General features: G+C 32.0%; 17 protein-coding genes. All 17 read left to right on the top strand.

Annotated elements, in window-relative coordinates; genetic code table 11:
- Positions 1-261: 261 nt before the first annotated feature.
- Positions 262-1,296, top strand: a complete 1,035-nt coding sequence (locus tag HBB17_RS09455; RefSeq protein ID WP_167957228.1) for a BtrH N-terminal domain-containing protein — start codon at positions 262-264, stop codon at positions 1,294-1,296.
- Between the two features lie 685 nt (positions 1,297-1,981).
- The gene (locus HBB17_RS09450) at positions 1,982-2,308 is read left to right on the top strand and encodes a helix-turn-helix domain-containing protein (RefSeq protein WP_167957227.1); all 327 of its coding nucleotides are present in this window, start codon (positions 1,982-1,984) and stop codon (positions 2,306-2,308) included.
- 239 nt (positions 2,309-2,547) lie between these two features.
- Entirely contained in the window at positions 2,548-3,069 is a 522-nt protein-coding gene (gene loaP / locus HBB17_RS09445) for an antiterminator LoaP (protein WP_167957226.1), read from the top strand.
- A gap of 104 nt (positions 3,070-3,173) precedes the next feature.
- A complete protein-coding gene (locus tag HBB17_RS09440; RefSeq protein WP_167957225.1) occupies positions 3,174-3,878 on the top strand; it encodes a 4'-phosphopantetheinyl transferase family protein in 705 nt (234 codons plus the stop codon).
- A 40-nt stretch (positions 3,879-3,918) separates the two neighbouring features.
- Positions 3,919-7,032, top strand: a complete 3,114-nt coding sequence (locus HBB17_RS09435; RefSeq protein ID WP_167957224.1) for a cyclic peptide export ABC transporter — start codon at positions 3,919-3,921, stop codon at positions 7,030-7,032.
- A complete protein-coding gene (locus HBB17_RS09430) occupies positions 7,010-11,449 on the top strand; it encodes a non-ribosomal peptide synthetase (RefSeq protein WP_167957223.1) in 4,440 nt (1,479 codons plus the stop codon). The genes HBB17_RS09435 and HBB17_RS09430 overlap by 23 nt, the downstream gene beginning before the upstream one ends.
- Before the next feature lie 166 nt (positions 11,450-11,615).
- A complete protein-coding gene (locus HBB17_RS09425) occupies positions 11,616-12,629 on the top strand; it encodes a BtrH N-terminal domain-containing protein (protein WP_167957222.1) in 1,014 nt (337 codons plus the stop codon).
- Positions 12,622-15,003: a non-ribosomal peptide synthetase gene (locus HBB17_RS09420; RefSeq protein WP_167957221.1), complete on the top strand. Its 2,382-nt coding sequence runs from the start codon at positions 12,622-12,624 to the stop codon at positions 15,001-15,003. The genes HBB17_RS09425 and HBB17_RS09420 overlap by 8 nt, the downstream gene beginning before the upstream one ends.
- Positions 15,004-15,027: 24 nt before the next feature.
- Positions 15,028-16,665: a PhpK family radical SAM P-methyltransferase gene (locus HBB17_RS09415; RefSeq protein WP_167957220.1), complete on the top strand. Its 1,638-nt coding sequence runs from the start codon at positions 15,028-15,030 to the stop codon at positions 16,663-16,665.
- Positions 16,666-16,797: 132 nt separating this feature from the next.
- Positions 16,798-18,714 (top strand): alpha/beta fold hydrolase, encoded by a 1,917-nt coding sequence (locus HBB17_RS09410; protein ID WP_167957219.1) that lies wholly within the window; start codon positions 16,798-16,800, stop codon positions 18,712-18,714.
- Between the two features lie 18 nt (positions 18,715-18,732).
- Complete coding sequence (locus HBB17_RS09405) at positions 18,733-18,993, top strand: acyl carrier protein (RefSeq protein ID WP_167957218.1); 261 nt, start codon at positions 18,733-18,735, stop codon at positions 18,991-18,993.
- A gap of 15 nt (positions 18,994-19,008) precedes the next feature.
- The gene (locus tag HBB17_RS09400) at positions 19,009-19,437 is read left to right on the top strand and encodes a VOC family protein (protein WP_167957217.1); all 429 of its coding nucleotides are present in this window, start codon (positions 19,009-19,011) and stop codon (positions 19,435-19,437) included.
- A gap of 17 nt (positions 19,438-19,454) precedes the next feature.
- A complete protein-coding gene (locus HBB17_RS09395) occupies positions 19,455-20,633 on the top strand; it encodes a pyridoxal phosphate-dependent aminotransferase (RefSeq protein ID WP_167957216.1) in 1,179 nt (392 codons plus the stop codon).
- A 77-nt stretch (positions 20,634-20,710) separates the two neighbouring features.
- Entirely contained in the window at positions 20,711-22,474 is a 1,764-nt protein-coding gene (locus HBB17_RS09390; RefSeq protein WP_167957215.1) for a non-ribosomal peptide synthetase, read from the top strand.
- Between the two features lie 35 nt (positions 22,475-22,509).
- Positions 22,510-24,162 (top strand): B12-binding domain-containing radical SAM protein, encoded by a 1,653-nt coding sequence (locus tag HBB17_RS09385; protein WP_238483713.1) that lies wholly within the window; start codon positions 22,510-22,512, stop codon positions 24,160-24,162.
- A 45-nt stretch (positions 24,163-24,207) separates the two neighbouring features.
- On the top strand, positions 24,208-24,456 hold the full coding sequence (locus HBB17_RS09380; protein ID WP_167957214.1) for an acyl carrier protein: 249 nt from the start codon (positions 24,208-24,210) through the stop codon (positions 24,454-24,456).
- Positions 24,457-24,469: 13 nt separating this feature from the next.
- On the top strand, positions 24,470-25,549 hold the full coding sequence (locus tag HBB17_RS09375) for a C45 family autoproteolytic acyltransferase/hydolase (protein ID WP_167957213.1): 1,080 nt from the start codon (positions 24,470-24,472) through the stop codon (positions 25,547-25,549).
- Positions 25,550-25,563 lie beyond the last annotated feature (14 nt).

Here is a 25,563-nt window from a genome sequence, read left to right as displayed (position 1 = left end):
CTAATTCCTACAGGTAATCAATTAATAAGTCTTCTTTTTGGTTATTGCTATTATAAGTTCTCATTAAATTGTTGAGGAGAAAGAGATTATTATTCAACCTTTTCAGATTATTGATAAAAAAATGTATATGACATACCCTTTTGTATTAGTAATTATACCTACTGATGGTTTGCCAGTAGTTTATATATGCTAAGATAGAGATAAAGGAATTGTTAGCATTGGAAATTAGGAAACTTAGACAAGGAGGATATTATAATGTGTATGAAAAACGTATTACCGTTAGGAGAATCACCAATAATTACATTTCTATATGATGCAAATCCATTATCCATTTTATCAGCTCACGGAGATACATATTTTGAATGGTTAATATCTAACTATATTCAGCTTAATGCCAATAAGGATATTATTAAGGCAAAAAGTGTATTCTTAGAGTTCTACGGACCACAGGCATGGGAATCTCCTTTCTTGTATAAGCAAATTATATTAAGGAGTACATTTGTTGAATCAGGACTTAAGATACATGATTTTATTAAATTTTACATAGATCAAGGGTACTACATATACTGTGAGGCAGATGATTATTATATTCCGGATAGATTACCCTATCAAAACCTACATTTAGTCCATGACATGTTTGTTTATGGGTATGATGATATTGAGAGAGTATATTATATATTAGGTTATAATAATAAATTTACATATGCGCAAAGTACATGCTCGTATACTACTTTTGAAAAGGCATTTTATAGTGAATCTATGAATGATGTTGTAAATACATGGGCAGATAATATAAGATTATTAAAGTATAAGCCTTACCAATACAAATTCAACATGAAATTAGTTAAACATCTGCTAAGTGAATATTTAAGTGGACAAAATTCGTATGAAACATATAATCGTTTTGATGAACCACGGTGTGATCGAGTTTATGGAATAGAAGTATATGACAAGGTACTACAACATTTAACCTTAGTAGAAGAGAATAATAAATCGGACAACAAAAAAAAGGACATATACTTAGACAATCATATTTTTAGATTACTTATGGAACATAAAAAATTAATGATGATGAGAATGGAGTTTATCAATAATCGATTTGTAGATATAAGTAATTTGATAAATGCCTATAAACAAGTAGAACAGATAGCAAGCAAATCACATGGAATAGCAATTAAATACTGGAGTAATGAGAGCTTAGTTTATATAGAGAAATTAAAACAAAATATTACGTTAATTAAGAAATTGGAATGTAATATTTTGAAGGATTTATTGGAGAAGTTAGATAGTTTTTAAAGCAGAATCATGGAATATTAAGTGTTGCAATCATTTTATATACCACAGAATAGAACGAAGTAAAGAATAAGGAGCAGATGCGATATGCATCTGCTCCTTTGACATTTTATAAATTATAAGTATGGTAAGGCTGAAAATAGTCACCTTTAATTCACCATTCAGATCCAATAGGTCCAATATTAAATCGAAAAAAGTAAAATTTATTACCAAAAATGGAAATAAAAACATAAAAATGCTAACTTATCCCTATAAGTGTATATTAATGGAGCTATAAAAGGTTTTAAATAGCAAAAAAAAAATTAAAATAGATTATATGAAGTCCAGAAGATAAAATTAGTATAGTACCTGAACAAATAATCCTATAGGGAAAGGTATCCATGACTGATTGAATTATATGATAGAAATAAGGCATATAGTTTGATTGGTAGTACAAAAGATACTATGTATTTTTTTAGATAAAATTGCATAAATAAAATTCTTCTAAATTATATGTTGGTGTTAGTGTATATTTATATAATTTTTTGGGTTATCCATGGTGATTATCCTATTAGTGTGTATTAGTAATAAAACTAAAATACAGATTAATCAGTGTGGAATTTTTATTATTAAATTTAACAAGAATTATTAAAAACTTCAACCACTAATTATTTAATTAGCTACATAAGCGGAGTAAGGGGGATTACGAATGAGCAGTTTTTATAACAATGCAGGTGCTAGAATTAGAAATTTACGTGAGATTAATAGGTACACACGTGAGGATTTGGCAGAATTAGCAGATATTTCACCTAAATTTTTATATGAAATCGAAACTGGACAAAAAGGATTTTCAGCGGATACTTTGCATAGAATTACAAAAGCCTTATGTGTATCGAGTGAGTATATTTTAAGCGGGGATAATAAAGAAGAATATAGTCAAGAGGTATTAGAAATATTGAAATTATTTAATGATTCACAGTTAAAAACAGTATCACAAATGCTAAAACTTATGTATGAGATGAATACGAAAAGTTAAGATATGTTAACCCAATTATTATATATTTATATTTGCAATACCAATAAATCTAGTGAATTAGAACGATAGTATGTTTAATGTAATAAGGAAAAGTGTAGTATTAGGTATAAGAATAAATTCCGTTTCGGCGTGTTTATTTGAAGATGTAAATGAATAGTTAAAAGTAGTACGAACAGAATATGTATCGTAATGGCGAAGCACGCTTTTCATTGAATTGAGTAATTATTGGAGGAACAATAATGAGCTGGTATGCTTTATTTGTACAGACAGGTTATGAAGATGATGTATGTCGTTATTTAGATAAAGTAAGGGAATATATGTTACAAGATATTACGTATCGATTACTTGTTCCCAAAAGAAAAATCTACGAACGGAAACAAGGAATCCGATATGAAGTAATAAAGCTAATGTTTCCTGGCTATGTTTTTATTGAGACTGACAGTATTACTCAGTTTTATAAAAGAGCAAAGGGTTCTCCACACATAATTAAATTTCTCAAAGAGAAAGATTTTTTTTATGAAATTCAGTTAGAGGAAATTAGTAGGATTTTATTCATGGCAGATCATAAGGGATTAATTAATCTGTCATTGGCATATGTAGTTGATGACAAAATTAGTATATGTGCAGGCCCCTTATTGGGACAAGAAGGAATAATTAGAAGAATCGATAGACGGAAGGGCAGGGTTAAAGTTGAATTTATAGTTAATAATCAATCTGTATTAGTTGATTTAGGGATTAATATTATAAGAAAACTAAGTTAGATTGTTTTACGTTAGTCTACTTTTTTTGATTTGATGCAAATTAATAAAAAGTTTTACTCGGATGTCGAATAATAAGGGACAAATCTTTATGAGTAAGGAGGATTATGATTGAAGTTGTAGTTGTTAAATTATCGGATAATTTACCATTTCAATATGATTATCTAAAATATGTATCGTATGAAAGGCGAAATCGTATTCTTAAATATGTGAAAGAAGCAGACAAAAAAAGAAGTCTTATGTCGGAACTGCTAATAATCATGGAATTATCGAATAAGCTAGGAATGAGCAGAGAGAAAGTTAATATAAGTTATAATCCATATGGAAAACCATATATCGCAAATCAGAGAAATTTTCATTTTAATATTTCTCATTCGGGATCATATGTAGTAATTGCAACAAGTAGATATAAAATCGGAGTTGATATTGAGAGGAATACGAAGATAGATATCTCCATAGCAAAAAATATATTTACGCAGAATGAGTATCAGTATATAGATTCATTTCGTACAGAAGATGATAGAATTTGTGCATTTTATAATCTATGGACCTTAAAAGAAAGTTATGTAAAAGCATTGGGAAAGGGATTAAAAATACCATTTAACGCATTTGAATTTGTTATTGATAAGGAAATTCGTTTAAAGCATGATAAAAAACGAAAAAAATTTTTATTTAGCTCAATTCAGTTATGCAATTATACATTAGCTTTAAGTTATCAGGAAAATGATATTACGTTTACATATTTAAAAGAAATTGATATCTATAATTATTTTATGAATATGGTACAAAACAAGGAGTGTTTGAATAATTAATTAAGATTAACATGGAATAATTGAGAGGAGAATAGAATCTTTGAAAAAATTATTAATATTGCTTATTACAATTACTTTGCTAATGCCTGTATCAAGTGTCATAGCAGAGTCAAATGAACTTGATATTACAGAATATACAGATCTAGATCGTTTAGTTGAAAAGGCTCTTAACAAGTCAGATACGCCGGGAGCTTCAGTTGCGATTGTAACCTCAAACGGTATACAACTTAAATCTTATGGCTATGCGGATAAAGCAAGGGAAATCTGTGTTAACCAAGACACCCTTTTTGAACTGGGTTCAATGAGCAAAGCATTTACTGGATTAGGAATTCTGTATTTAGAACAGGAAGGGAAACTAAAGTTAACAGATAACATCAAAGAGTATATACCATGGCTTACCTTTAACTTCCAAGGTAATTATAAAGGACAGAAAATTGATGGAGAAGTACCAGTAACAATTGGGAATGTCTTATATCAGACTACAGGAATTCCGTTCCAATCAATTGGACTTATTCCGGAGGGATCTTCGCCAGATATGCTTGAAAAGACAGTTCGTGCGTTGGATAATATAGAACTTGACTTTTATCCTGGTACAAGATATTCCTATGCAACAATAAATTACGATATATTAGGATTAATTATTCAAACCGTATCGGGGCAAAGTTATGAAAGTTTTATAACAGAACATATACTTCTACCGCTCGGATTAACGAGTACATATGTGGATAAAGATAAGGCATTAGAAACCGGTAAATACGCGAAGGGTTATAAGATGGAATTTTTCGGGGCAAGGGAATATGCAGCACCTACATATAGAGGCAACACTCCTGCAGGTTATGTGATATCTTCAGCAAAAGATATGGCACGTTGGCTTCAGATACAGATGGGGCTGACGAATATACCAGATAAATATAAAAAGTTAATAGAAAAATCTCATATTGGAGATAGTACAGTTCCCTCATTAGGGGACTATTATTATGCAGCAGGCTGGAGTGTGCATATTAGGGGGGAAGGTATCATACATGGTGGTACGAATCCTAATTACTCCTCTTTAATTAGAATAGATAATGAAAAAAGTATTGGTATATGTATATTGACCAATCAAAATTCGAATGCAGTAAACTATGTAGTAGATAATTTCTTTAATGTATTAGATCAGCGTGACACCATTAAGTATAAAGCGGATAGTTATCAAACTTTGGATACGGTCTTTTCAATTTTATTAATTGGTTGTCTCGTATTTGCAGTACTATATTTTGTTCTATTAGTGATTGCGATAATTGAGATAGTTAAGAAAAAAAGAGTAAGAGCACGATTAAAGAAAGGAAAGATTACAGGCTTACTAATTGCGATACCAATAATTGTTTTTTTCGGGTTTTGTATATATTATTTGCCTAATATACTTTTGTCAAGATTACCTTGGAAGACAGTGAATATATGGGGATCTAAAAATATTATGTATGGAAGTATAGCTGCATTTGTAGCAGGATTAATATTTTTTATTTATGTACTTGTGACATTTTATTTTACCAAAAAAAATGAAAAGAACTATTTTGCATTAATCCCCTTATCCATTTTGAATGGACTTACAAGTGCTTTAATTATATTTACAATTAATGAATCATTTAATAGGAATCTTGAGTATTCCAAAGAACTATTATTTTACTTTATCTTTTCTCTCGTCTTTTTTGTTTATACGATAAAGTTGGTACAAGGAAAATTAATTGTAATTGCAAATGAAATGATGTATGAAAAACGAATGAATATGATTAACAAAATATTAAGTTCTTCCTATCAAACAATAGAAAAAGTAGGTGTTGAAAGAATCTACTCTGGTTTAAATAACGATATAAGTGAGATATCTAAAATCCCAGGACTTATAGTAAGTTTTGCATCGAATTTACTAACCGTTATCTTTTGTATCGCATATCTTTTATCAAATAGTGTGGCTGCTTTTATTGCCTCCATTAGTGTTATTATATTAAATTTCTGCGTAAGCATGATAACTAGCCAAATTGCATCGAATTTCTGGAAGAAGAATAGGGATATTCAAGACATCTATTTTGGTCAAATGCATGATTTAGTATATGGTTTTAAAGAATTAATACTAAGTAAATTTAGAAAAAAAGATTTCTATAAAGATATGGAAAATTACTCAAAGAAATCAAAAGAATTAACAACAGAAGCAGATATCAAATTTTTGAATTTTAATATATATAATACACTAATGTTTAATACGATATTTGGTGTTGTAGTATTTGTTTTTCCACTATTTATTATTGGGATACAAGTAAATGAATTACGTGAGACGCTATTTATGGTTTTTTATTTACTTGGTCCATTTAATGTATTAATGGGATTTATTCCTTCTATTACGCAGGTAAAAATTAACCTAGATCGAATTGGTAATCTATTTTCCGATTTGGATGAGAGGCCGATTAATACGTGTGAGAATATAGAGGCTGAAAATCTCGACAGGAAAGATATAACGATAAGTTTAGAAGATGTGTCTTACAGTTATAAAGTGAAAAATGATAATACACAGGAAGAAGATGTAGAGTTTACATTAGGTCCTATTAATATGGATATCAGTACTGGAGAGATTATCTATATCACAGGTGGGAATGGAAGTGGAAAATCAACATTAGGGAAATTAATAAGTGGAATGTATGCACAACAAAGCGGAAACATAATTATAAATGGTAAAAAAAGCAATATATTTGAATTAAATGATTATTTCTCGGCGGTTTTTAGCGATTATCACTTATTTAAGAAACTTTATGGCGTAGATGTTCAAGCAAGAAAAAGTGAAATAGATGAATTGCTTCAGATGATGATGCTAGATCAAAAAATAAAAATTAGTGAAAATGGGGAATTTGAAACGCTTAAGTTATCAACAGGGCAAAAGAAAAGATTAGCTTATATTGTATGTTGTCTCGATAATAAACCTTTTATGCTCTTTGATGAGTGGGCAGCAGAGCAGGATCCTACTTTTAGACATTATTTCTATACCGAACTATTACCACTTTTAAAGCAGAATGGAAAGGGCGTTATTATCATTACACATGATGATCGTTATTTTAGTCTTGCAGATAAAATGATTAAGTTAGAACGAGGGGAGATAATCGAAAATGAATATTCATCCATTGTCTAATGCACAAAAAAGAATATGGTTTACCCAAAAAAAATATGAAAATTCATCATTATTTAATATAGGTGGAATTGTAAAAATAAATGGAATACTTAATATAGGTATTTTACAGCAAGCAATAAAAAATACAATAGGAAGTAATCCAGCACTTCGATTCCGACTAATAGAAAAAAATAATGAGGTATTCCAATATGTTGCGAGTGAACCTTGTACTGTTGATTTTATCGATTTTTCAGATGATGAGAATGCAGAAGAAAAGTTTATGCAATGGTATGCGTATCAAGCAAAAACTCCGTTTGAAATGATTGGGTATCCTTTATATTATTTTTCAGTATTCAAAATTAATAAGTATCAGATGGGGTATTTGATAAAACTACATCATATTATAGCTGATGGTTGGTCAATTAAATTATTGACAGATCAAATTACAGATGAGTATGAAAAAATCGCTAGTGGAAATATGGATTATAATGAATCAGATGAATCACTACTAGCGAATAAACCATCATACATTACTTATATACAGAATGAAGAATCGCAGTTAATGAAAATGGATAAGGCAAAGGAATATTGGAATGAGATGTACTATAAGATGCCTGAGCTGTCCACTTCATGTGGTACGAGTTTGAATGGAAAGAGAAAATCATTTATTCCTGACGACGCAATGCAGTTAAAGATTGAGGCGTATATTAAGGAACATAATATATCAATTAATACATTTATTGTTTTCGTATACACATTATACACATATAAGAAATTCGGTATCAAAGATCTTATAGTTGGTATTCCTCTACTTGGTAGAAAAGGAAAGGTTGAACGACAAACATTTGGAACATTTACCAATACAATGCCATATCGATTTATTGTTGATGAGAAAGAGATGTTAGTAGATGTACTAAAAAATATATCAATGGATTTGAAGAATATTATACGTTATCAATACTACCCCTACAACCTGTTACATAAAGATTTGAAATTAACAGAAAGTGGGGTAGGGAGTTTATATAATATATGCGTTAATTACTATAATACAAGGATTAACAATACGATTGGTGGTGTGCCTGTTGAAAATATAGAATTCTATAATGGTCAACAAGAGTATGCGCTTCAAATAATTATCAGACATTGGAATGACATTAAGATGCAGCTTGATTATGATTATCAGACGGACGTATATTCGGATAAGCAGATAGAAGATATGTATCAGCAGTTTATTATAATAATGAATCAATTGTTTGCTGATGAAGGTTTGAAAGTAGAAGACTTGGTATTAATAAATGATGAAGATAAAGTAAGATTTTTAGAAAGTCTACAGGTATCCAAACAGGTTCAACAAAAGGATACAACTTGGGTTACATTATTTAATAAAGTACGATTGCAAAATCCAAACAAAATAGCAATTTCAAAAGATAATGAGGCAATTACATATCAGGAACTAGACCAACTTTCAAATAGAATAGCGAATCATATGGTTTTACTTGGTATAAAAAGTGGGGATGTAGTAGCGATTCGTCCTGAATATGATATTAAATCAATCGCCATAATTCTAGCAATTATGAAATGCGGTGGTGTTTATCTGCCCATTGACAGTACATATCCAATTGGAAGAGTAAATGAAATATTACAGAATGCAGAGGTGAAGTATTATATTGCCAAGGAATATGATGCGAATTACAAGGGGAAATTCCTATCATACAAAGAGCTAATGTCTATTTCAAGTAGTGAAGAATATATAGACCGAAGTAAACCACTTGATTTGGCTTATATTATATATACCTCTGGATCAACAGGTGAGCCCAAAGGGGTAATGATTACACATCGTAATTTTGTCAATTATTTATCGTGGGCAAAAGAGAATTATATAAAACAGGAGAAAGAAGTATTCGCACTGTACTCTTCCTTTTCATTTGATTTTACAATGACTTCTATCTTCTTACCTCTAATAAGTGGCAATGAAATTCGAATCTATAACAACACAATAGAAGATAATGTTTTTACCAAAATTATAGAAGATAATAAAGTTACGATCTTGAAGGTTACACCATCGCATATAACGTTAATTCAGGATGTAAAAGTGAATAATTCCAAACTGCATACATTTATTGTGGGCGGAGAGAATTTTAAGACAGCTGTATGTGAACACTTATATAAACAGTTTAATAATAGTGTAAGTATATACAACGAGTATGGACCTACGGAAGCTACTATCGGTTGTATGATCTATCGTTATAATAATGATACATCAGAATCCATATCAATTGGAGGACCTATAGCGAATACAACAATATACATATTGGATCAAGATATGATGCCAGTACCAAACAATACGATTGGTGAAATCTATATTGGGGGTGATAGTGTATCGAAGGGGTACTATAAAGCGAATAAAGAGACAAGTGAACGTTTCCTTATAAGTCCTTATAGAGAGAGTGAAGTCATCTTCAAAACAGGAGATATGGCGTATCGTGATGAGTCAGGGAATATATACTTTTGCGGAAGAAAAGATAATGAAGTCAAAATTAATGGCAATCGAATCAATATATCGGGCATTGAGCAGAGGATATTATCAAGTAATATGGTTCGAGATGTATTTGTCAATACGATTAATAATAGGGAAAGCGTACAGTTAAGTGCATATGTAGTACCTAACGAACAATTTTCACTACAAGAATTAAAGAAGTACTTGAGAGAATACCTTCCGGAGTATATGGTACCCTATCATATTACGACTCTAGATGAATTCCCCCTCACTATTAATGGGAAAATCGATGTTAACAGTCTACCAAACCCATTAAGTTCACATAAAGAAAAGGACAGACGTAAGGCTATAAAGGAGCATGAAGTTTTACTAAATGCAGTAAGAGATATTATTCATGAAGAGATTATATTAGAAGATAACTTTTATAGCGTAGGAGGGGATTCCATTAAAGCAATACAGATTTCTTCTCAACTTAGTAAACAAGGATATGAATTGTCGGTCCAGAATATTCTATCCCATCCATTTTTTTATGATCTCGTATATTATGTCAGAGAGAAAAAAAAGACAAGATATGAACAAATACCATGTGATGGAGAGATTCGATATACGCCAATACTTTCGTGGTTCTTTGAACAGAATTTTGAGGAAGAGGGGCATTATAACCAATCTGTATTATTAGAGATTCGACAGATGATATCTCTAGATGTAATAAATAAGGTATTTAATGAATTATTACGACACCATGATATACTCCGTATGAATTATGATAAGCAAACAGGTAAATTATATTATAATAAGGAGCATCTTAATGCGGAGTCCTTCGTACAAGTAATTAACTTAGAAGGAGATCGTGCCAATAATGTATTAGAAGTAATTGAATCTAATATACGACATGATTTTGATTTAAAGAGGAATCTTTTAATAAAACCGTATCTACTTGTTTCTCCGAATAAATGTTATCTGTACATTGCAACACATCATTTGGTAGTGGATGGAGTGTCATGGAGAATCTTGTTAGATGATATATCTACAATGATTAAGCAAACGATAAGTGGACAACCTCTATTACTACCGGAGAAGACGATATCCTATGCTCAATTTGCTAACAAGTACAAAGAATGGAGTACAAAACGAAAAATCGATGCGGATTACTGGAAATTCGTTTTGAATGCTGCGGATAATCCTTTTTGTGTAGAACAAGATTACGCAACGTATTCTGATACAGTAAGACAAGAGATTCTGTTTAGTAAAGAGATTACTGATCAATTACTTGGTAGTGCAAATGATACGTATCATACGAAAACGAATGAACTATTATTAATTGCTATAATGCAAGTAGTAAATCAAACCTGTTTAATGAATGAGCTTGTTATGGTAGTAGAAGGTCATGGACGAGATGTATTGGAGAGTGAAGATACGAATCGAACAATCGGTTGGTTTACGAACAGGTATCCAATTAAATTGAGGATACCAGAGTGTGACATGCAAACTCAAATAAAGTCATTAAAGGATCAAATAAGAAAAGGTACTTCAAAAGGCTATGAATACTCTATATTAAGGTATATTAAAAAGTGGGCAATTCCAGATAAAAAAATGATTTGTTTCAATTACTTAGGGGAGTATAAAGAGAATAAAAATGATTTTTTTGAACTAAAAGAGATGATGTTTGATAGTAATATATCTGGTAAGAATCAAATACCATACATAATTGATATAAATGGTGTTGTAATAAATAGCCAATTAAAAGTCTATGTTCATTTTAATAAAAATATGTTTAGTAGTGAGTATATCTCTAAGTTTGTTCATTGCTTTGAGAATAACGTAATTAACATCGTAGAACATTGCGTTGGGCTGAAGGAAGAGATTTTTACTACAACTGATTTTGATTCCATAGAAATAACCCAGGAGGAATTGGATAACTTACTCAAACTTCGCACTTGAAAGTTTTGAACTCGTATGTGGTTGTTATATTCGACGGAAAAGGCACTTCGTGAATATAGCAACTACGTACATGAAGTAAAGTTTTCGATGTGGGAAGTTTGAGTAAATTACTTAACTGAAAGGAAGTAAAAAAGTGAGAATAATAGGAAATAAATTAAAGTATCATATGAAAATTATTGAAAAGATTTATCCTTTCAATGATTTTTTTTATCGAGATTGTTACTATAACTCATTGTTTGCTGTTATCAATCATTTTAAAGGTGATATCTCCTATATACTTGCAAATGAGTTACAGATATATGATTATGTAGCAAAAAGCGTATTAAGCACGGGTATTGTCACCTTATCAATGATGCCTACGAATAAGTTGTTGGAGAAAATGAATATATACTATGACGCAAAGGAAGGAAAGATTGAACCGTGTGAAATCTATGATGCTTTGGAAAATGATAAGCCAGTTATTCTTATGGTCGATTGCTTCGAAGAATCAATTCGACAAGATTATTATCATAAGGAGCATTTGGACCATAACCTTTTGATATATGGATATAACGATGAACAAAAAACTTTTCATATTTTTGAGCATAGTAGAACAAATCGCTTGGATTATAAGAAGACAATAATCCCAGTAGAGAGTGCAATTCATGCATCTAATGCATATATTCGTTATTTTCATGAGAACAATAAGAGGGGAGCAACTCTTATTACATTCTATCAAAAGCAGCTACAGGTTAATAGAAATAAGAATCCTTTTACCTTGTTTTGTGAGAACTATTTAAAACATGAGGAGAGCATTCGAGGTCAAGTAAAATTGCTTGATCAAATGAAGGATGTTCTGTGCAGACTTATAAGTGACAGGAGAGCGTTATCAAACGATATCAATGTAGTAAATGAGGAGATAACAGAAATTATTAATGCTAAAACAATAGAAAAGAAAAAGTTAAAATTATTTTTGGATCACTTGGAGGTCAATCAGTTGATCGATAACATACTAAAAGGGTGGATAGCAATACGACTGTATTTGATGAATTATCAATATGGTGGAACCGATATTGAAAAAAAGTTAAGTGAGGCAGAAGGACGATTAAATGAAATTGTTTTAGATGAAAAAAGACTGATTGAATTAGTTTTTAGTGTGATTAATGAAAAAATGAAGAGGGTAGGTAGATTAAATGAATAAAAATAAATTGGTACAACTAATTGAAATGGAAAAAATTAATAACAAGTTATGGAAAGATAATATAACATGGAAAATATATTGTTTAAGTTCATTTGTGCTGATGCTAAATAAAATGCATGGTTTGGAGGAATATAAAATCCTTATTCAAGAGGAGAAACAAAGAGTACTTCAAGTTAAATTAGAAGATGATATTACATTTAATGAGTTATGTTGCAGGGTAAAAGAATACTTAGAGAGAAAATGCGAAGAGGACATATGTGACTTAAAACAAAGTGATGTACAGGCTATTTTTCTAATGGAGGCACAGCAATCACAATTAGAAGAATTATTAAGCAAGTTTAGCCATTGTTTATGTATGGTATGCTCACAAGACCAGACTAGTGTTTCCTGTCGTTTTGAAAAAGTGAATGCATGTGAGTGTTATATAGATCTATTGGAACAGAGATTTAATGAAATTAGCAGGCATTATCTTCTACCGAATGATATAAAGCTAAGAGATATCTCTATTATAGGAGACGAAGAAAAGAAAAAAATCCAAGATTTTTCTAGAGAGAATAAATCCGAGATTCCTGATAAGACTTTTCATGAATTGTTTGAAGAACAGGTATTGAAATCACCGAATAAAACTGCTGTGATTTGTGGGGAAGAGACAATTACCTATGACGAATTAAACAAGAGAGCAAACCAACTAGCAAATTACATAAATGAAAATATAGAAGGAACAGAGAATCTAATCGGAATCTATATGGAACGATCAATCGAATTCATAGTTTCTATATTTGGTATTATCAAATCGGGAAATGCCTATGTTCCAATTGATCAGGATACTTTGAATCCAGGGCACAGTGGAAGCTTCCCTAAAAGTAGATTACGTTTTATGCTTAACGATACAAAAATGAAATTGGTTATTACGAAAAAGAAGTATGAACAGGATATTCCAAGTGATGGAAGAGAAGTACTATGCTTGGAAAATGAAAACTTGAAAAAGTATTCATCAGATAACATAGATAAGAGGTTAACGATTTATAATTTGATTTATGGCATATATACTTCTGGTTCAACAGGATATCCCAAATTAACATTAGTTGAACATAAATCGGTACTTAATCTATTTAATAATATTAATAATTTTGCATATTCAAAACTTACTGAGAACAAAACTCATATTGTTGCACAGAATGCACCATTTGGTTTTGATGCTTCGGTTCAGCAGCTAGGTTGTTTTGTAAAGGGGTACACATTATGCATATTAACAGAGAGAATACGTAAGTCAGCAAAAGCAATTATAGATTGTATCTTAGAAAATAAAATATCAGTTTTTGATTGTACACCATCACAACTAGAATTACTGATCAATGAGGGCATTTTGATTAAATGTAGCGATGTGTTAGAGGTAGTTTTGGTTGGGGGGGAGAGCATTCCCAGTAACATGTGGACTCAATTAGTAAAAGAAAAAAGGATTAATATCTTTAACGTCTATGGACCAGCAGAGTGTACAGTTGATTCAACTTACTATTTAATAAACGGAAGTGAGCATGAATATCCGGTGATTGGTAAGGCAATTGATAACTGTTGTATACATATTCTTGATGAGGAACAAAACATTGTCCCTATTGGTACAGTAGGGGAAATATATATATCTGGATACGGCGTTAGCCGAGGTTATTATAACAGAGAGGAGTTAAATAAGAGTAGTTTCTTTGAGAATCTTACTTCATGTAATGAAAAGGTTCGCCTATATAAAACGGGCGATAAAGCATACTATCTAGCTGATGGAAATATTAGGTATGTAGGCAGAAGTGACGATCAAGTGAAAATTAGAAGTCATAGAATTGAATTAGCCGAAATAACAACAAATTTGTGCAAGAATGATAACATTAAGGATGCTTTAGTTACTGTAAACGATTCTTCTGGTTATAAGAAACTAATTGCTTACGTAATCCTTAAGGATGATAGTAAGTTTGATGCGCAAAACATATCTGATTTTTTAGCGGATTATGTTCCAAAATATATGGTACCAAATCAATATATTCCTCTTTCTGAGTGGCCACTTACTGCAAATATGAAGATTGATAAGAAACGATTACCATTGCCGGAGGAAATTCATGAGGAAGGAGCCAATGGTATTGATTCTAAGGATGCGATTGAAAGGGAATTAGCGGAAATAATGGTAAGAATTCTGAAGATTAAGATGATTACAGATACGGATAATTTTATGACCCTTGGAGGAGACAGTTTACGGGTTATGACGCTACTAGCAGAGATATTCAGTAAGTATAATACCGAGATTGACTTTGAAGAGTTCTTTAAAAATCCTACGCTTAAGTTTATTAAACAAAAAGTAGTAGATACAAGAAATAAGGAAAACGTATAAAGAAAGAAATTGAGGTGAGAAGGAATGTCATTCGATTGTATATTAATTGGTTTTAATGATGAAAAAATGGAGACAACCATTAAAAGAATAGAACCATACAAAGCGCAAGGTGCAGCATATCAACATATGCTAACAAGATCAGCCATTGTGGATGGAAAGCGCTTAAAATATTCGGAGCTTGTAAGAGAAAGTATTAGTAGGTCTTTGGGTATGGAGAGTGATTTATCTATATACCGAATGCCTAATATGGCAGTTCATTATTTGAGACAATATCTGATAAAGAGAGGAATCAGTGTTGAAGTTATTAATAATTATAATTTTGGAAAGGAAAAATTACAATCACTATTAACGACAACAGAACCTCTCTTGGTTGGTGTATCAACTACCTGTATTGTTGAATCAGCACCAATAAGAGAAGTAGTCGATTTCATTCGTAAAAGTAATCCGAATGTCACAATTGTAATTGGTGGTCCATTTATTAACAGTATTAATTTTGAGTATCGAGACCAACAGCAAAAATACTTGTTGCAACGGATGGGTGGGGATATCTTTATTCATGAAAGACAAGGAGAGGATACGTTATTTCGTATATGTCAGGAATTAAAAAAAGAAAAACCTGATTTAAGCAGTATACCTAATATCCTATATAAAGAAGGAAATGAAATAAAGCGTACGAGAAAAGTACCGGAGAATATATCTTTAGATCTTGATCCAATTAAAGAATTCACATTCTATGAAAATCATATCTTACCACCCGTATATGTAAGAACTGCAATTAGTTGTACGTTAGAATGTGCCTTTTGTCGTTATCCAATACTAGGTGGGGAACCTATGTATATGAAACTGGATTCTGTAGAAAAGAATTTGGATTATATATATTCTTTAGGCGTTAAATATATTGTATTTGTTGATGATTCATTGAATATACCGTTGGACCGATTTAAGAGCCTATTACGATTAATGATAAAGAAAAAGTATAACTTCAGATGGTGTTCATTTTTTAGAATATCGCATTCTGATGAAGAGACATATGAATTAATGGAAGCATCAGGTTGCTTGGGAGTGATTCTGGGAATAGAATCCGGGAATAATACAATCCTAAAAAATATGAATAAACAAGTGACAAGAGAAAAATTTATATTTGGTATAGAGCAATTAAGAAAGCATAATATCATAAGTTATGCTTCCTGTGTAATTGGTTTTCCTGGTGAGACCATAGAGACTGCCAAAGAGACTTTGCAATTTATAGAAGATGTAAAACCAGTTTTTTATGACTTACAGACTTGGTTTTTTGAGGGTGCAGTTCCAATTGCAAGAGAGAAAGAGTATTACCAATTAACGGGATATGGATATGATTGGTCACATAAAGATATGGATAGTGCTACTGCCGCTAAGATTGTGGCAGAAGGGATTAAAACAATTAAGAATTCGCAATTTATGCCATCGTTGTCTTTTAATCTTTGGTCATTTGCCTACTATATGTCTCAAGGAGCAACTCTCAATGAATTTTTAAAGTTCTCAAATATCTTTAAAAAGGTAATTGATTATGAAAAAGAGGAAGTAGATGATACATATAAGTATAACATAAACGAACTCATGATGGTTTTCAAAGATAACAAAGCATTATATGATAATCTAAAAATGAGAAGTGTGAAAGAGTAACGCTTTCACACTTCTTTATTTATATAAATCCTCCGGGGGATGCGCACTCGCACATAAGGTTGCTGTCAGCTTAAGCTGACTGTGCTCAACGTTGTTTCAAAAAGCTGCCAGAGGCAGCAGAGGGGAGCTGATATGAGAGAAATTATACTATTTACCGGAATTTATGATCTGTTCAGTTTAAAACTAGCCAGTAAAGTAAGTGGAAAGTATCCATTTGCCGTATACTACTTTGGGACAGAGGAGAATACAAAATACCTATATAAGATAATCGAAACGGTTCGATCTGTGGAGGAAAGAGAGTACTTGTCTACATGCTTGAATCGATTTATCTGTATAAAGGATGAGAAGTACTTTGCACAGATAGATAAGCAAGACTTCCAGATATACGTATGGTACATGGATAACGTCTATCCCGAAACGGAAACGTATAATCTACAGGCATTACTTTATAACGAAAGAGAAGCCAAAAGAATAGAGCGACTTTGCAAGGAGTTTAAGGTAATACGAATTAATTATTTAAGCTCAATCTATGCATATATAGAAGATGGAATGAACAATATCTTCTTAAAAGCAAAAGAATTAAATGAAGAATATGTATTAAACATATGTAAAGATAATGATATTCAAGGGAGGATTTACCGGACACCAATTTTGTATAAACAGACGCAACAAGTAAGTGGGAATGATTATATTGGCTTACTTGCAAAACGGATTAAAGAGTTTGTTAATTGGGTAAAAGGTCGTGTGCCTAATTATTTTGAAAAGTACAAGATACAGCTGTTACTTGGTGATGATAGTGTCATACATACTCTTGACAGTAATAAGATCATTAACAAAATAATCGACTTAGAAACAGAAGAATATGAGAAACAAGAGAAACGAGAGTTGACGGAGGTTTATCATCTATGTGCAAGAACAAGCTATTCCACAATGGAGGTATGTAGAAGAATCCTAAAGGAATTCTATAATATTGATGCTGATCTGACAGAGAATGTAACCATGCTAACAGATATAGATCATATATTGCATAAGATTTGTACCTATCACTTACCTTATTTACAAGAAAAAAGGTGTAATACAAAAAAAGTGGAATTAGATACTCTTAGGTTGGAGGAATTAATAGAAAGACAATTAATAAGTGAGGATAGGACCGATGGATCAAATGGCGTGACTACAAAAGAAGTATGTTTGCAAACGGGGAATAAACTTACTTATCAAGTGGCTGGTAGTGGTCCAGCGATCTTAATTGTCAATGCTTATGGAGTGAGTACACAGGCATGGGATCCATTAGTGAAGATGCTATCACAGAACTATTATGTAATTTATTGGAGAAGTAGGGGATTATATCATCACGAGAAGAATGGAGATCCTGATTCCTATTGTGGTATAGAGGATCAGATCGAAGATGTGGAACAGATTGTAAAACAGGAACAATTGCGTAATTTTCATATTATGTCGTGGTGTTCTGGTGCAAAAACAGCTATTCTATATGGTTTAAAACATCCAGATAAAGTCTTGTCACAGATTTTTATAGCGGGTGAGTTTGCTCCTTTTATAGGGAGTGAACCGTATCATTCAAAATTCCGTGAGAATATACAGTTAATTGCAGAGTTAATACAGAACAATGAACGCATGTTGGATTTTTATATGAAGATTATAGACAAAGGAATGTTTAATCACCCGGTAAAGGAATTTTCAGATATAGACAAGGGATATATATATGAAATAATGCCGGAAGAACATAGAGATATTTTATTGTCTCCTTTTGCTACAAAAGAGACAATGGTGAACTTTTTAATGATGTGCATGGAGTACTACAAACATGATGTGACGGAAAAATTGAAGACGATCGATGTTCCAACACTATTTATAGCAGCGGAGTGTGATCAAGTAGCACCATATATGCAATCCAAGTGGGCTCATACGGAGGTAAAAGATTCTGCATATGTGTGTCTTCCGGCCGGAACGCATCTAATAATTTTAGAGAGAACCTCAGATGTATATGAGATTATCATGCAACACATGAAGTATAACAATTTTAAAAGTTAAGAAGGGTGGAATTGATTCATGAATGAAAAAGAATTACTTAAAGAGTTTTTAAAGAAGGAGATTTTCTTTAGTGAGGAGGAGTTTAGCGATAGTCAGCAATTAATTGATAGTGGAATGATTGACTCGATTAGTATTGTTAAGGTTATTATTTTTATTGAAAAAAACTTTGGTGTCTCGTTCAGTGAAGATGATATGTCGCCAGAAAATTTTGAGACATTGCAGGCAATGTTAAACACAATTGAGTTGAAAAGATCCAAACTTAAGTGTGAGAGTAAATAGTAGTGAGGTAGCTCAATGATAATACATATAGATTTATTTGTTAATTCGATGGATGAGATGTTGCAGTTTTATGTCGAAAAATTAGGAATGAGAATTGTAGATGACCAGATCGTATCAGGAGAGTTGGTAAGATTTGTGTCTGATAAGCAGTATAATTCCTATCGTGTTGTATTGCTCAAAGCCTCAGTTATGGGAACGATGCTCGAATTAATTGAATATTTGGGTGAGGATAAGAAGTATGTAGATCGATCAGCAACTGGTACAACGCTTACTGTACTCGTACCATCACTTGATGAGGAAGTAACACGCCTGAGGAAAAAAGGATTAGAACCTCTGAGCAGTGTATTTTCTGTAAGTTTTCCAGTTGTCGGTGACTCTAGACTTATCTTTTATGAGGACCCAGAAAGGAATAAAATTGAGCTGCTTGAGATGATAGAAAAATAATGGTAAGGAGAATGAATATGGATATAAGATCTAAGATTAACTTCAATGAAAATCAATTTTTAATGTTTGTTGTAGATGACATGGCAAACCATATGGAGTATGAAGAAGGAAAAAAAGTAATTCGAATGACTTTAGGGAAGTCGGAAGTACCATTGCATACTGATATTATACAGGAGATGAATAATGCGATTGAAGATTTTAAGAAGAGTTCACTTGTATATCCGGCAGGATTACCTGAATTAAAGAAAAAATTATCGGAACATTATAAAGAACATTACAATGTTGAAATTGATGAAAAGAATTTTATTATATCTCCAGGTACGAGTGCAATTTTTAGAAATCTTTTTGCAATCTTGACATCTTCAGGAGATGAAGTGTTGATTCCAAAACCTTATTACTCTTTATATCACTTTTCGGCATTACTTACAGGTGCGACGATAAGGTATTATTCGATTGACACTGAGACAAGAAGAATTGATATGGATTCTTTTAAGAAGAACTTTACGGATAAGACGAAAATTGTAGTAATCAATACACCTGGTAATCCATTGGGAAATGTTTTGACAGATGAGGAACTTTATGAAATGGATCGCTTCGTGAATGGAAGAGCGGTAATTATTAATGACGAAATCTATTCTAATGTGTACTTTGATGAACCAAATAAATCAGTAATGAACTTAAAGGATACGAAGTCCGTATTTATAACTACCAATGCTTTTTCCAAAGCGTATAGAATGTATAGTAAAAGAGTAGGGTATTGTATTGTTCCAGATGAGTTAATTGAACCATTAACAGTAATTCAGCATCATACCTTATTAACAGTAGATCCTGTTGTCCAATACGGTGCCATTGCCGCTTTAGATAAACAGGGTGAAGTGGAAGAATTGGTATCAAGGTATAGGGATAGACGTGATTACACAATGAAGGTTTTAAGTGGTATTCCATATATTAGACCTATTTATTCAGAAGGTGGATTTTATATAACACTGGATTGCGAAGAGTTTATGAAGAAATTCAATTATGGGACAAGTCTTGACCTAGCAGTGCGTATCTTAAAAGAAAAATCAGTAGCGGTAGTGCCAGGATCAGACTTTGGACTTGATTATACAATTCGCCTTTCGTTTTCGACGCCATATTATAATGAGGGTATCGACTTGTTGAAGGAATTTTTTCTGCAAGAAGAGAACCATGAATAAATTATGACTAATAGCTAAGTTAGTAAAGGAAAGGATTATGATGGTTTTACTTCTATAAACATCATACGAGAGAATATATGAAGGATAGATTATTGCAGGAATTAATAATCAAACAATGTAAACAAAATGGAGATAAGATTGCTGTTGTGGATTATAACAGAACAATTACGTACTCTGAGTTAGATCATATATCGGAATCCTATGCCAATCTATTCATAGAGGAAGGTATTGTAGCGGGTACACCTGTTGTAGTAGTTGCTGATAGATGTTTGGAACTAATTGCTATAGCACTTGCCATATTAAAATGCGGAGCTATATATGTGCCAGTTGATTTGAATTATCCATTACATAGAGTTGAGAAGATTATAAGTGATACAGGAAGTAAGATCGTTGTTAATTTATCTGATTATCAATTAACGGAGTGTAATAGAAGGATAATAACGTTACAGAAGTTACGTTCGTATAAAAGTGATAATTATAGAAAAAGAGATCGAGTATCAGCAGCACATATAGCTTATATTATCTATACCTCAGGTACCACTGGTAATCCTAAAGGTGTAATGGTATCGCATAAAGCAATTATTAATACACTTAGATGGATGACAAAACAATTTGAAATTAGTGGACAGGATGTTATTGCTCATAAAACATCAATTAGTTTTACGGATTCGATTTGGGAGATATTCTGGCCTTTGGTGAATGGAGCAACAATATCTATATTAAATAGTAAAGATGTGAAAGACCCCAAAAAGATGTTTGAGTGGCTACTACAACAGCGAATTACGTATACACAGTTTGTGCCATCTATGCTTAAAGTATTTGTAGAATATGCGGAAGTTAACAAATTAGGTGATTCATTAAAGGACTTGAAATGGGTTTTTAATGGTGGAGAACAAGTGGGAGTTAATTTGGTGCGACGCTTCTATGATAGCTTTAAGACCACGAAGTATGCCAATATATATGGTATGACGGAGTCTGCTATATATGCAACCTTTCAAATCGTAGAGAGAGAATCACTGGAAATGTGGAACTCCATTCCTATTGGGAAACCAATACGGAATACAACGGTACGTATTCTTAATGAGCGTAATCAAGTGTGCGATTCCTATCAAAAAGGGGAGATCTGTATAAGTGGTGTTAGTTTGGCGGATGGATATTGGAAAGATGAGCGATTAACCAGGGAGAAGTTTATATCTTATAAAGAGAATAAGGGGAGGCTGTATCGGACAGGAGATCTTGGAATGACAGATGAGAATGGTCGTCTTTGGTACTTTGGGAGAAAAGACAACCAGGTGAATGTATATGGTAATAGAGTAGAGATATACGAAGTAGAGAAGAATATTTTGGAATATGAAGGAGTTACTCTTACTGCAGTTATCCCTTATCTTGATCAATATGGTGAAACATATCTAGTTTGTTACTTAGAGAATGAACATATTGACATTAATAAATTAAAAGCATTCTTGAAACTAAGATTACCAGAATATATGATACCGAAAATATTCCAAAAGGTTAAAGCATTACCACTTTCCGTGAATAAAAAGGTTGATAAAACGCAGCTAAAAAACAGTATGAGGGATAGGGAGGTTGAGAAGAATCATAAACCAGTGATGAATTCGGTATCGCGTATTATTCGAGAGATATGGGGCTTGGTTTTGGAGTGTGATAATTTTGGCAATGATGATGAATTTCTACAGGTAGGTGGTGATTCTCTTACATTGGCAAGAGTACAAATTGAGTTGGAAAAACAAGGTTTGTATCTAAGTTACGATGATCTATTAGAACATAAAACAATTAACCAAATAGTTAGCTTATTGAAAAGGAGAGAATCTATTGGTTAACAACAAAATGGAATAACATTAGAAAGGATAGGGAAATGAGTATAAAAAAGAAGACAAAAATATTACTACTCAGTGTGTTAACTGAGAAAAATGCAATTATAACAGAGGAAATTGGAATGTGTTCCATTGCAGCTTTTCTAGAACAAGATGGATTTGATGTTGCATTAGTCAATTCTACACGTTCCTACTTGGATTTTAATAAAATCTATAAGGATAAACCAGATTTAATTGGTGTTTCTATGTACTCCACAACGGAAACAGTTGTATATGAGACCTGTAAAACAATAAAAGAAAATCTTCCAGATGTAAAAATCTCAATTGGCGGATATTGGCCAACACTATATGGGAAAAAGTTATTAGAAAAATACAGTATATATGATTATGCAATATGTGGAGAGGGTGAATTAGCATTTCGTGATTTAGCCAATGCGATCGAATATAATACGAGTTTATCTACGGTAGGTAGCTTAATATACCATGATAAGGGAGAAATAATTGAGAATAAAAGACAAGATCTGATTGAAGATTTGGATTCTCTTCCATTTCCAAGAAGAGATTTGTTGCTAAATAATAAACTTAAATATGCATATATCTCTACAAGTAGAGGGTGTATGGCTAGTTGTAGCTTTTGTTGGCATCAAAATTTCTGGGGGACGAAAGCGAATAATAGATGGAGGGGAAGAAGTCCTCAAAGTGTAGTTGCAGAAGTCAAAGAAATTGTTAATAAGTATGGAGTTAACCGCTTTTGGTTTATTGATGACAGCTTTGAGGATTCCAAAGCAGGTAATACAAATCGAATGTGGGATATTGCACAGTTAATCATTGACGAGGGATTGCATATTACCTATGAAACGTATTTTAGATCAGAAGTACATAAACGATTTAATCCAGAAAAAATGAAACTAATTAAGGAGTCTGGACTTGTAGGTATTGTGTTTGGAACAGAGTCAGGGAATGAAGAAGACCTTAAGTTATATAATAAACCTGCTTCTGTTACAGATAACCTAAAAGCAATTGAATACTTTAGGGAAAATGATATCGCAGTCGATATTGGATTTATTAATTTTAATCCATATTCAACTTTTGAAAACTTGAGAAAAAATATTGATTTTCTTGAGAAAACCAAATTTGCATCTGTACTATATTACATTGTGGAACGTTGTGGTATTACAGAATTTTCAAGCCTTTACTATAAACTAAAAAAAGATGGACTCTTAATCGAGGAACAGGATTTAGGCTGCTATTCCTATCATTATGTTAATGAGGATATTGGTAAACTTTCGAAGTTCCTCTACTATAAATACCATGAGAATGAAAATTCCAAAGTATATTTTTATGCAAAAAAAATCGGAAGTATTATCAGAGAAGAATTTAAGATCATTAATTATCTAAAAAGAAGTTTTGGACAAATGAATGATACGATTACTCGTATAATTGCTGAAAATGAAGAGAGGGCATGGGAGTATCTAGAACGCGTTAATCATTCAAATGCACAATGTTTTAGAGAATTATTAGATATGACGGAAAAAGGGTTTGATCAAGTATGTGCGGAGAGTATAACAGAAAAATATTTGAATTTAGAGTACATAAAAGGAATTAGTGATCTACTTGAGAAGAATAGGTTAGGACTTTATATGCGATTAAAGAATGAAGGAGTTCCACCAGAACTGTATCTTAACATTGAGTAACATGTATTTGGATTTATAGATAGGCAAATAGAAGGAGGTAGTAAGATGAACGTAGTTTCAAAGTATTCAGATAATATTTTAAAGATGATTTCCGAGGTTTTGGAATTATCAGGAGATATGGTTACCCCAGAGAAAAATTTTCAGGATATCGGTATGAATTCAATTGGATTTATTAACGTTATTATCAAATGTGAAACGGAATTTGATATAGAGTTTGAGGATGACAAATTCTTGATGACTAGTTTTCCTACTATTGGTGATTTTATCGAATATGTAGAATCCTTAGTGTTGTAAAGGAGTTATTATTGTGAATACAAAAATTCCTTATATAAAAGTTACAGGAGATAATTGGGAGAGAGGATATAGTCATGGAAGTCAATGTACGGAGTTGATTAGAAGAAACTTAGAAATATGTAAGTCTTTATGTTGCTATATGAGAAAAATCAGCTGGGATCGTTTATTGGTTGATGTAAAGCGTTTTCGTAAAGTGATTTGTAAATACGATTGGGATTTATACAAAGAGATGGAGGGGATTGCCTCCGGTGCTGGTCTAAGCATAGATGATATTATCTTTTTAAATGTAAGAACGGAGTTAATGAATGCAGTTTGGAATAAAGCATCTTTAACGAAGGAAGGATGTACTAGTGTATATGCAGGTACAGAACGAACAGATAACAATAAAATATATATGGCTCAGACCTGGGATTGGATTGAAGACTCGAAAGAGGTAATTATTATGTTGCATTCCGATGATCGCAAAGGTCATCAATTCATTACAGTTACAGAAGCTGGAATTATTGGAAGTATGGGGATTAATAATAAGGGAGTAGCAGTATTACTTAACTATTTACCAATCAGTGAGTTGAATGTACAAGGTACACCATACCATATTTTATTGAGACGAGCATTGGACTCTCAAACTATGTTAGAGGCACAGTGTAATGTTATACGGTCTCCAATAGCGTTTGCATTAAATATTATGATAGCTGATTCGAATGGAAAAGCAATCGATATGGAATTGACAGCGAAGGGAATCGATCTGCATTATCCAGAGAGGGATTTGTTAGTACATACGAATCATTTACTCAGTCAGCGTTTGAAGGTTAGAGAAGTAAAAGCTTTATATTTACAATCGAATATGCGACTAAAAACAGTATATGAGCAATTATATTCCAACTACAGTATTGAATTGAATCATGTGAAACAATTATTTACAAACCATACACATAAGACATTTGAGATATGCAAACATGCAATAAATAAGAATGATGCTTGTACAGTATATACAGTTATTTTTGAACTAAGTGAGCAGAAATTTTATTTATCCTACGGATTGCCTTGTCAAAATGAGTTTATTAGTTATGATCTTAAGGAATTATTTGGTTAGTAATAACGGAGGTA

It is taken from the genome of Anaerosporobacter faecicola, assembly GCF_012070565.1.
In the GTDB taxonomy this organism is placed as follows: domain Bacteria; phylum Bacillota; class Clostridia; order Lachnospirales; family Lachnospiraceae; genus Anaerosporobacter; species Anaerosporobacter faecicola.
This window is presented reverse-complemented; position numbering and strand designations above follow the sequence as displayed.

Coding starts and splice junctions, on each gene's coding strand:
- HBB17_RS09455 (WP_167957228.1), top strand. CDS start 262: ATGAAAAACGTATTACCGTTAGGAGAATCACCAATAATTACATTTCTA.
- HBB17_RS09450 (WP_167957227.1), top strand. CDS start 1,982: ATGAGCAGTTTTTATAACAATGCAGGTGCTAGAATTAGAAATTTACGT.
- loaP (WP_167957226.1), top strand. CDS start 2,548: ATGAGCTGGTATGCTTTATTTGTACAGACAGGTTATGAAGATGATGTA.
- HBB17_RS09440 (WP_167957225.1), top strand. CDS start 3,174: ATGATTGAAGTTGTAGTTGTTAAATTATCGGATAATTTACCATTTCAA.
- HBB17_RS09430 (WP_167957223.1), top strand. CDS start 7,010: ATGAATATTCATCCATTGTCTAATGCACAAAAAAGAATATGGTTTACC.
- HBB17_RS09425 (WP_167957222.1), top strand. CDS start 11,616: ATGAAAATTATTGAAAAGATTTATCCTTTCAATGATTTTTTTTATCGA.
- HBB17_RS09420 (WP_167957221.1), top strand. CDS start 12,622: ATGAATAAAAATAAATTGGTACAACTAATTGAAATGGAAAAAATTAAT.
- HBB17_RS09415 (WP_167957220.1), top strand. CDS start 15,028: ATGTCATTCGATTGTATATTAATTGGTTTTAATGATGAAAAAATGGAG.
- HBB17_RS09410 (WP_167957219.1), top strand. CDS start 16,798: ATGAGAGAAATTATACTATTTACCGGAATTTATGATCTGTTCAGTTTA.
- HBB17_RS09405 (WP_167957218.1), top strand. CDS start 18,733: ATGAATGAAAAAGAATTACTTAAAGAGTTTTTAAAGAAGGAGATTTTC.
- HBB17_RS09400 (WP_167957217.1), top strand. CDS start 19,009: ATGATAATACATATAGATTTATTTGTTAATTCGATGGATGAGATGTTG.
- HBB17_RS09395 (WP_167957216.1), top strand. CDS start 19,455: ATGGATATAAGATCTAAGATTAACTTCAATGAAAATCAATTTTTAATG.
- HBB17_RS09390 (WP_167957215.1), top strand. CDS start 20,711: ATGAAGGATAGATTATTGCAGGAATTAATAATCAAACAATGTAAACAA.
- HBB17_RS09385 (WP_238483713.1), top strand. CDS start 22,510: ATGAGTATAAAAAAGAAGACAAAAATATTACTACTCAGTGTGTTAACT.
- HBB17_RS09380 (WP_167957214.1), top strand. CDS start 24,208: ATGAACGTAGTTTCAAAGTATTCAGATAATATTTTAAAGATGATTTCC.